At 32.2% G+C, this 7,851-nt stretch carries 7 protein-coding genes; all 7 read left to right on the forward strand.

From position 1 onward, the window contains the following. The 7 genes from walK (at position 1) to LQ622_RS13750 (ending at position 7,776) form a co-directional block, all read left to right on the forward strand. Positions 1 to 1,842 carry a cell wall metabolism sensor histidine kinase WalK gene (gene walK, locus LQ622_RS13720; protein WP_037589684.1) on the forward strand — a complete coding sequence of 614 codons (1,842 nt, stop codon included), beginning with the start codon at positions 1 to 3 and terminating at the stop codon, positions 1,840 to 1,842. Continuing rightward, positions 1,835 to 3,157, forward strand: coding sequence for a YycH family regulatory protein (locus LQ622_RS13725; protein WP_126476466.1), 1,323 nt, complete (start codon positions 1,835 to 1,837; stop codon positions 3,155 to 3,157). The genes walK and LQ622_RS13725 overlap by 8 nt, the downstream gene beginning before the upstream one ends. Then, the gene (locus LQ622_RS13730) at positions 3,157 to 3,948 is read left to right on the forward strand and encodes a two-component system regulatory protein YycI (RefSeq protein WP_037589682.1); all 792 of its coding nucleotides are present in this window, start codon (positions 3,157 to 3,159) and stop codon (positions 3,946 to 3,948) included. Before LQ622_RS13725 ends, LQ622_RS13730 begins: the two co-directional genes overlap by 1 nt. 40 nt (positions 3,949 to 3,988) lie before the next feature. Next, positions 3,989 to 4,771 carry an MBL fold metallo-hydrolase gene (locus LQ622_RS13735; RefSeq protein ID WP_025906269.1) on the forward strand — a complete coding sequence of 261 codons (783 nt, stop codon included), beginning with the start codon at positions 3,989 to 3,991 and terminating at the stop codon, positions 4,769 to 4,771. Positions 4,772 to 5,064: 293 nt separating this feature from the next. After that, positions 5,065 to 5,544, forward strand: coding sequence for a 23S rRNA (pseudouridine(1915)-N(3))-methyltransferase RlmH (gene rlmH / locus LQ622_RS13740; protein WP_025906271.1), 480 nt, complete (start codon positions 5,065 to 5,067; stop codon positions 5,542 to 5,544). 321 nt (positions 5,545 to 5,865) lie between these two features. Next, positions 5,866 to 7,122 carry an MrcB family domain-containing protein gene (locus tag LQ622_RS13745; protein WP_000566670.1) on the forward strand — a complete coding sequence of 419 codons (1,257 nt, stop codon included), beginning with the start codon at positions 5,866 to 5,868 and terminating at the stop codon, positions 7,120 to 7,122. Between the two features lie 414 nt (positions 7,123 to 7,536). Beyond that, the gene (locus LQ622_RS13750; RefSeq protein ID WP_001282728.1) at positions 7,537 to 7,776 is read left to right on the forward strand and encodes a hypothetical protein; all 240 of its coding nucleotides are present in this window, start codon (positions 7,537 to 7,539) and stop codon (positions 7,774 to 7,776) included. Positions 7,777 to 7,851: the final 75 nt, after the last annotated feature.

Consider the following 7,851-nt stretch of genomic DNA (forward strand, 5'->3'; position numbering starts at 1 on the left):
ATGAATTGGCTAAAGAAGTTTCAGTCCTTACACATTAAACTTGTCGTTATTTATGTTTTATTAATCATTATTGGTATGCAAATTATTGGATTATATTTTACAAATAGTCTTGAGAAAGAACTGACACGTAACTTCAAGACAAATATTGAACAACACGTGAAACAGATTAATTACAACATAAAGAAAACGTACAACTCAGAAGATCCAAATCGGAACTTCCAAAAAGAAATACAAAATATATTAGATGATTATGCCAATAGAACTGAAATTGATGAGATTAAGTTTATTGATCAAGATCAAATTATTGTGGCGACATCTAAAGCTACGAATCAAAATACCGTCAATCAAAAAGTAAACGATAGCTCTGTACAAAAGGCGTTATCATTAGGAAAAGCTAATGATAAAATCGTATTAAAAAATGATTCATCCGATAGTAATAGAGTATGGATCAAAAATAAACCTGTTGAATACGAAGGTGAAGTTGTCGGAGATATATATGTTGAATCAGATATTGATTCTGTTTACGAGCAGTTAAACAACATTAACCAAATCTTCATCATCGGTACAGCAATCTCATTATTGATTACAATCGTGCTCGGTTTCTTCATCGCGAGAACAATTACGAAACCTATATCAGACATGCGTAACCAAACGTTAGAGATGTCTAAAGGTAACTATACGCAGCGCGTTAAGATATACGGAAATGACGAAATCGGTGAACTTGCGCTGTCATTTAATAACTTATCTAAACGTGTACAAGAAGCACAAGCGAATACGGAAAGTGAAAAGCGTCGTCTAGACTCGGTTATCACGCATATGAGCGATGGTGTCCTTGCCACGGATAGACGTGGTCGCGTACGTATTATTAATGAAATGGCGCTTAAAATGTTAGGTCTAGAACGTGCCGATGTAGAAGCGAAACATATATTAGATATTCTAAATATTGATGATGATTATTCATTAGATGACTTACAAGAGAATAATGATAGTTTCATTATTGATATTAATAGTGAAGAAGGCATTATTGCGCGTGTTAACTTCAGTACAATTATTCAAGATACAGGCTTTATCAATGGCTATATTGCCGTATTACATGACGTTACAGAGCAGCACATTTTAGAAAATGAACGTCGCGAATTCGTTGCGAATGTTTCACATGAATTGCGTACACCATTAACATCTATGAGAAGTTATATAGAAGCATTAGAAGAAGGTGCTTGGCGTGATCCTGAAGTTGCACCGACATTCTTAAATGTTACACGTGAAGAAACAGACCGTATGATTCGTCTTGTGAATGACTTATTACAACTTTCTAAAATGGATAGTTCAAGCGATCAAATGAACTCTGAATTGATTGATTTTAATATGTTTATTAACAAAATCATTAACAGACACGAAATGTCGCAAGGTAAGAACGTGACATTCATTAGAGATATACCTGTTAAAGGTTTATTCGTTGAAATTGATCCAGATAAGATGACACAAGTGTTTGATAACGTCATTACAAATGCGATTAAATACTCACAAGAATCTCATAAACGTGTAGAGTTTCATGTGAAACAAAATACTTTATATAACCGAATGACAATACAAATTAAAGATAATGGTATCGGTATTCCAGTGAATAAAGTAGATAAAATCTTTGATCGTTTCTACAGAGTAGATAAAGCGAGAGCACGTAAAATGGGTGGTACAGGTTTAGGTTTAGCCATCACTAAAGAAATCGTAGAAGCACATAAAGGTAGAATATGGGCGAGCAGTAAAGAAGGTCAAGGTACATCCATCTATATAACATTGCCATGTGAAGTCATGGAAGATGAGTTTGGTGATTGGGATGCGTAATAGAGAACTGATTAAATCTGCTATCCTCATAATCCTTGTGCTTATCAGTGTGTTTATGACATACCGCGTATGGACATTTACACCTGAACTGACAGATTTAGAAACAGATGTGAATACAGAAACACCTTCTATTGGACCTAAAATTAGTAAGCCTATTGATAGTGTGATTATGCCTTTTAGAATGATTAATCGAAATGGCACGGACGTGAAAGGGACGTCTAACGTGAAAGACATCAAGAAGATTACTGACCAATTGTTGAGTAAAGAAGTGAAGAAAGTTGATATTCTAAGCAGTGAGTCAGTCGTTCAACTTGAAGATTTATCTGAACGATATACGATTTTAGACTTCCCTGATAGCATCCCGAGTGAAATGTACTTAAACCAAGTATTAGGCATGAATATGAACTATTATCCTAATATTAATTTTGATCGAATTCTTGTAGATACGAAATCAACGAAAGAAGCTGTTGTGTATCTTTTAAGTGAGAATAAGCAAAAGGCTGTTAAACTACAGACAAATATTAAAAGCACGCAATTTGATAAGGTGAATAAAGAAGCAGCACCAGATTTGAAACCTTATACAGGCATGATTACAAATGAGACGACTACGAATGAAATTTACCAAATTTATGCACCAGAGAATGCAGATAATATGAATATTTACCGTTACGTTTCTAACAAAATATCCGTATCTGAATTAAATGATGTTATTCTCGGTGATTCGGTGATTGCGCGTAGTAATGAACATAACGTTTCGACGTATAATAACAATACGGGGATTTCTACCGTGAACGAAGCGAAACAAACATATCGTTATACGAATTTATCAGAAGATGAAAATCGTCAAAAAGATATGGCAAAATCAATTACAAATTCATTTAAATTTATTAATGAACATGCAGGTTATACAGATGAATTCCGTCTGTTTAGTACAGATCAAAAATCTGGTAAAATAGACTATCAAATGTTCTTAAATAATTACCCAGTGTTTAATGATGATAAGTTATCTTCAATAGAAGCGGTGTGGGGTAGAGATACGATTAATGAATACAATCGCGGTCTTATTACAACAGGAGTTGCCGTACCGTCTAAAAAAGAAGCGGATAAATTACCTTCATCAGAAGAAGTCAGATTTAGTCTAGCTTCTAATGGCTCGATTGATTTTAACAAAGTTACGAATATAGCAATTGGCTATGATTTATCATTACCAAAAGACGAAATTAATAACTTACAAGACACGATTGAATTTACACCGAAATGGTATGTGAAATATGACGGTGAATGGAAACGGTACGAGAATGGAGGGCTTTCTTAATGGATTGGAAACATGCTAAGTCACTCTTCATCATTGTGTTTATTCTCATCAATATAGGATTGGTCGTTGTCTACTTTAATAAAGTAAATAATTCTATCGTTCAAGAATCAAACGCACAATCAGATGTTAATTTTGCTAAAGAAGGCATAGACATCCCGCAGTTACCAGAATATCGAGATAAGAAGATGCAAGCCATTACAGGTAGTAGTAAATCGTTCGATTCAGATGAGCTTGAAGGTGTTTATTCATTAAGTGAAAAAGACACAAAAATCAATAAAGATATTGATGCAGATTTAGATAAAGATAGTAAACAGTCATCATTTAAGAGCTTCATTAACAAAGATGCTTTTAAAGGTAAAGATTATGAATATAAAAAGAATAACACAGATAAAAACAAAGTCGTCTATGAACAAAACTATGAAGGTTTACCAATACTTAACAACAACAAAGGACAAATAGTTATAGATATGGATAATGGTAAAGCTAAGTCATATACACAAACGTATTTAGACAAACTTAAACCAGGTAATGGCGACAACAACAATAAACGTACGATAGCAGATGCTAAGACAGCTTTAGAGACATTGTATTACAACACGTACCTTAAAAAAGGTGATAAAGTAGAGTCTGTAAGGTTAGGCTACTACAGTGTCGTTAAAGAAATAGGCGGACAAGTACTTGTACCGTCATGGGAAGTTAAAATAAAATCCGAAAAAGACGGTAAAACAGATACGAAGACATTGTATATCGATGCTATTAAACCAGAATCTACCGTCTTAGAAGAATCGTAAGAGAAGCAGTAATTAAAGGAGATGAACACTTGTGATCGCAATGAGCGTACTCGCAAGTGGCAGTACAGGAAATGCCACTTATATAGAATCAGATAAAGGAAGCCTACTTGTCGATGCTGGCTTAACAGGAAAGAAAATAGAAGGTCTCTTTCAACAAATTGACCGTAACATCAGCGACTTAGAAGGTATCTTAGTAACCCACGAACATATCGATCACATAAAAGGGTTAGGTGTACTCGCAAGAAAGTATAAACTACCTATCTATGCGAACAAGAAGACATGGCAAATGATAGAAGCTAAAGATAAAAACATACCACTAGATCAAAAGTTCCATTTCGAACCATATGAAACAAAGACTTTAGCAGGTATGGATATCGAATCATTTAGCGTATCACATGACGCAATAGACCCACAGTTCTATATCTTTAACAACGACTATAAAAAGTTAACGATGATTACAGATACAGGCTACGTATCAGACCGCATGAAAGGTATGATACACGGAAGTGATGCCTTTGTATTCGAAAGTAATCACGATGTGGATATGTTAAGAATGGGTAAATATCCATGGAAGACGAAACAACGTATATTAAGCGACATGGGTCACGTATCTAACGAAGATGCAGCACATGCAATGTGTGATGTAATAACAGGTAGTACGAAACGTATCTATCTGTCACACTTAAGCCAAGACAACAACATGAAAGATTTAGCAAGAATGAGTGTTGGACAAGTATTAAACGAACATGATATCGATACAAATAAAGAAGTCATTTTATGTGATACAGATAAAGAAAAAGCAACACCTATATACTACATTTAAAAAAGATATCCCCAATTATAGAGTTGGGGATATCTTTTTAGTTTGTGCACATATATACCCACAGTTATACACAAATGTCCACAAACTGTGAATAATATAGGTAGTTATCCACGGAATTATCCACAATGTATATAAATCCGTGGATAAATCATAATAAAATGTATAAAAATAAACGACTTAATATTTAGAAAACGTACAAAAAATTAAAATTGTTGATATAATAATAAAGAAAACTGTGCATAAGTTAATAACATGTGGATAACTTTTAACAAGATGAATAAAGGTGGATAAAAATGAAGATAACAATCATAACGGTAGGTAAACTAAAAGAGAAATACTGGAAACAAGCCGTAGATGAATATAACAAACGCTTAGGTGCATATACAAAGACAGAACTCATCGAAGTAGCAGACGAAAAAGCACCTGATAATATGAGTGATAAAGATATAGAGATTGTGAAGGAAAAAGAAGCGGACAGAATCATGTCTAAAATCAAACAAGACAGTTACGTCATTACCCTGGAAATACAAGGGAAGATGTTAACAAGCGAAGGACTCAGTAAAGAAATCGATAACCTCATGACAAGAGGCAATTCGCACATCACATTTATCATCGGCGGATCAAACGGCCTGCATCAAAAAGTATTACAACGCAGCAACTACGCCCTATCATTCAGCAAAATGACCTTCCCACACCAAATGATGAAAGTCATCCTGATGGAACAAGTTTATCGCGCATTTAAGATCATGCGTGGGGAAGCATATCATAAATGATGCGGTTTTTTCAGCCGCTTCATAAAGGGATTTTGAATGTATCAGAACATATGAGGTTTATGTGAATTGCTGTTATGTTTTTAAGAAGCTTATCATAAGTAATGAGGTTCATGATTTTTGACATAGTTAGCCTCCGCAGTCTTTCATTTCAAGTAAATAATAGCGAAATATTCTTTATACTGAATACTTATAGTGAAGCAAAGTTCTAGCTTTGAGAAAATTCTTTCTGCAACTAAATATAGTAAATTACGGTAAAATATAAATAAGTACATATTGAAGAAAATGAGACATAATATATTTTATAATAGGAGGGAATTTCAAATGATAGACAACTTTATGCAGGTCCTTAAATTAATTAAAGAGAAACGTACCAATAATGTAGTTAAAAAATCTGATTGGGATAAAGGTGATCTATATAAAACTTTAGTCCATGATAAGTTACCCAAGCAGTTAAAAGTGCATATAAAAGAAGATAAATATTCAGTTGTAGGGAAGGTTGCTACTGGGAACTATAGTAAAGTTCCTTGGATTTCAATATATGATGAGAATATAACAAAAGAAACAAAGGATGGATATTATTTGGTATATCTTTTTCATCCGGAAGGAGAAGGCATATACTTATCTTTGAATCAAGGATGGTCAAAGATAAGTGATATGTTTCCGCGGGATAAAAATGCTGCAAAACAAAGAGCATTAACTTTATCTTCCGAACTCAATAAATATATTACATCAAATGAATTTAATACTGGAAGATTTTATTACGCAGAAAATAAAGATTCATCTTATGATTTAAAAAATGATTATCCATCAGGATATTCTCATGGATCAATAAGATTCAAATATTATGATTTGAATGAAGGATTCACAGAAGAAGATATGCTAGAGGATTTAAAGAAATTTTTAGAACTATTTAATGAATTAGCTTCAAAAGTTACAAAAACATCCTATGATAGCTTGGTCAATAGCATAGACGAAATACAGGAAGACAGCGAAATTGAAGAAATTAGAACAGCACAAAAAGATAAGACACTCAAGGAAGTGGAAGCACCTAAAGGAATAATTCCAAAATATAAAAAAGGTGTATCAAAGACTACTAAAAATGATTCAGAAATTGAAAAATCAAATAAAGAGAATAAATTAACCGGTAAAGTTGGAGAAAAATTAGCGCTAAATTACTTTAATGAGCTAATTGATAATAAAATAGACGAAGATAAGAAAGAACAGTTTAGGAATATTTTAAATGATAATCCAGGCTCTCAACACGGTCATGGCTATGATTTAGTAGCTTTTGATCCAACAAATACAGATAAAGCTGTAGAAAAATTTATTGAAATTAAAACATCTACATCTTCTAGTATTGAGGAACCATTTTTTATGTCGCTAAATGAAATGTTTGCTATGAAAGAATATAAGCAGAAATATTTAATATTAAGAATATTTAATGTTTCTGGTAAAGAACCACAATTTTATTTTATAGATCCATATGCAAATTATTCTGAATTTAAAGATGTAGATGATCTCATTGACAAAGTATTTAATGTAGAAGCTATTCAGTATAAAGTTTTTGGCGAAAAATGATTACTTGAACAAGAGCTAAAATAAAATTGTGATCTAATAAAAATAGAAACTGTAATTTAAATAAAACTTTCTAAATAAGCTAACTGATAAAAAATCAGTTTGTCCACAGTCTGAAACAAGATTCCTATATTCTTTAGGAATCTTGTTTTTTCTATTTTTATGGTGATAAAGAGCAGATAAGATAATGTGTAATAATCACAAAAAAGTTAAATATTTTAAGGCTTGTTTAATTATTAATGATTTTATATATAAAGAGCAGTATAATAAAGTTGTTAATATATTATGAATAATATTCAAGTAATTTTATTGTTTTTTAATTTGTCGATATTTAAGTTGAGTTAAATTTAAAGGGTGTAATTTGTTTTACAATGATGAAGATAATTAGTCTATCAAAATAAAGGGGTTGGGACTGTTATGAGTGATAATTTGTCATTATTCATTGACTATATCAATGATAATATAATCTATGGTAGTGAAATCAAACGGGAGAAATTAGAGAATTTATTTAATCAATTTGCTATAAAAAATGTTGAAAAGAACATTGTCTATGATGAACTGAAATCTTTAGATATTACAATCATTGAGTCACAGGATTCATATAAAAATAAATTGAAGAGATTATTTTCGGTTCTGTTGCAAAGTAAAAAAATATAGCTAACCACTAATTTATCATGTCAGTGTTCGCTTAACTTGCTAGCATGATGCTAATTTCGTGGCATGGCGAAAATC

Source organism: Mammaliicoccus sp. N-M50, assembly GCF_022386995.1.
Taxonomy (GTDB): Bacteria; Bacillota; Bacilli; order Staphylococcales; family Staphylococcaceae; genus Mammaliicoccus; species Mammaliicoccus sciuri_A.

Coding starts and splice junctions, on each gene's coding strand:
- LQ622_RS13750 (WP_001282728.1), top strand. CDS start 7,537: ATGAGTGATAATTTGTCATTATTCATTGACTATATCAATGATAATATA.
- rlmH (WP_025906271.1), top strand. CDS start 5,065: ATGAAGATAACAATCATAACGGTAGGTAAACTAAAAGAGAAATACTGG.
- walK (WP_037589684.1), top strand. CDS start 1: ATGAATTGGCTAAAGAAGTTTCAGTCCTTACACATTAAACTTGTCGTT.
- LQ622_RS13730 (WP_037589682.1), top strand. CDS start 3,157: ATGGATTGGAAACATGCTAAGTCACTCTTCATCATTGTGTTTATTCTC.
- LQ622_RS13725 (WP_126476466.1), top strand. CDS start 1,835: ATGCGTAATAGAGAACTGATTAAATCTGCTATCCTCATAATCCTTGTG.
- LQ622_RS13735 (WP_025906269.1), top strand. CDS start 3,989: ATGAGCGTACTCGCAAGTGGCAGTACAGGAAATGCCACTTATATAGAA.
- LQ622_RS13745 (WP_000566670.1), top strand. CDS start 5,866: ATGATAGACAACTTTATGCAGGTCCTTAAATTAATTAAAGAGAAACGT.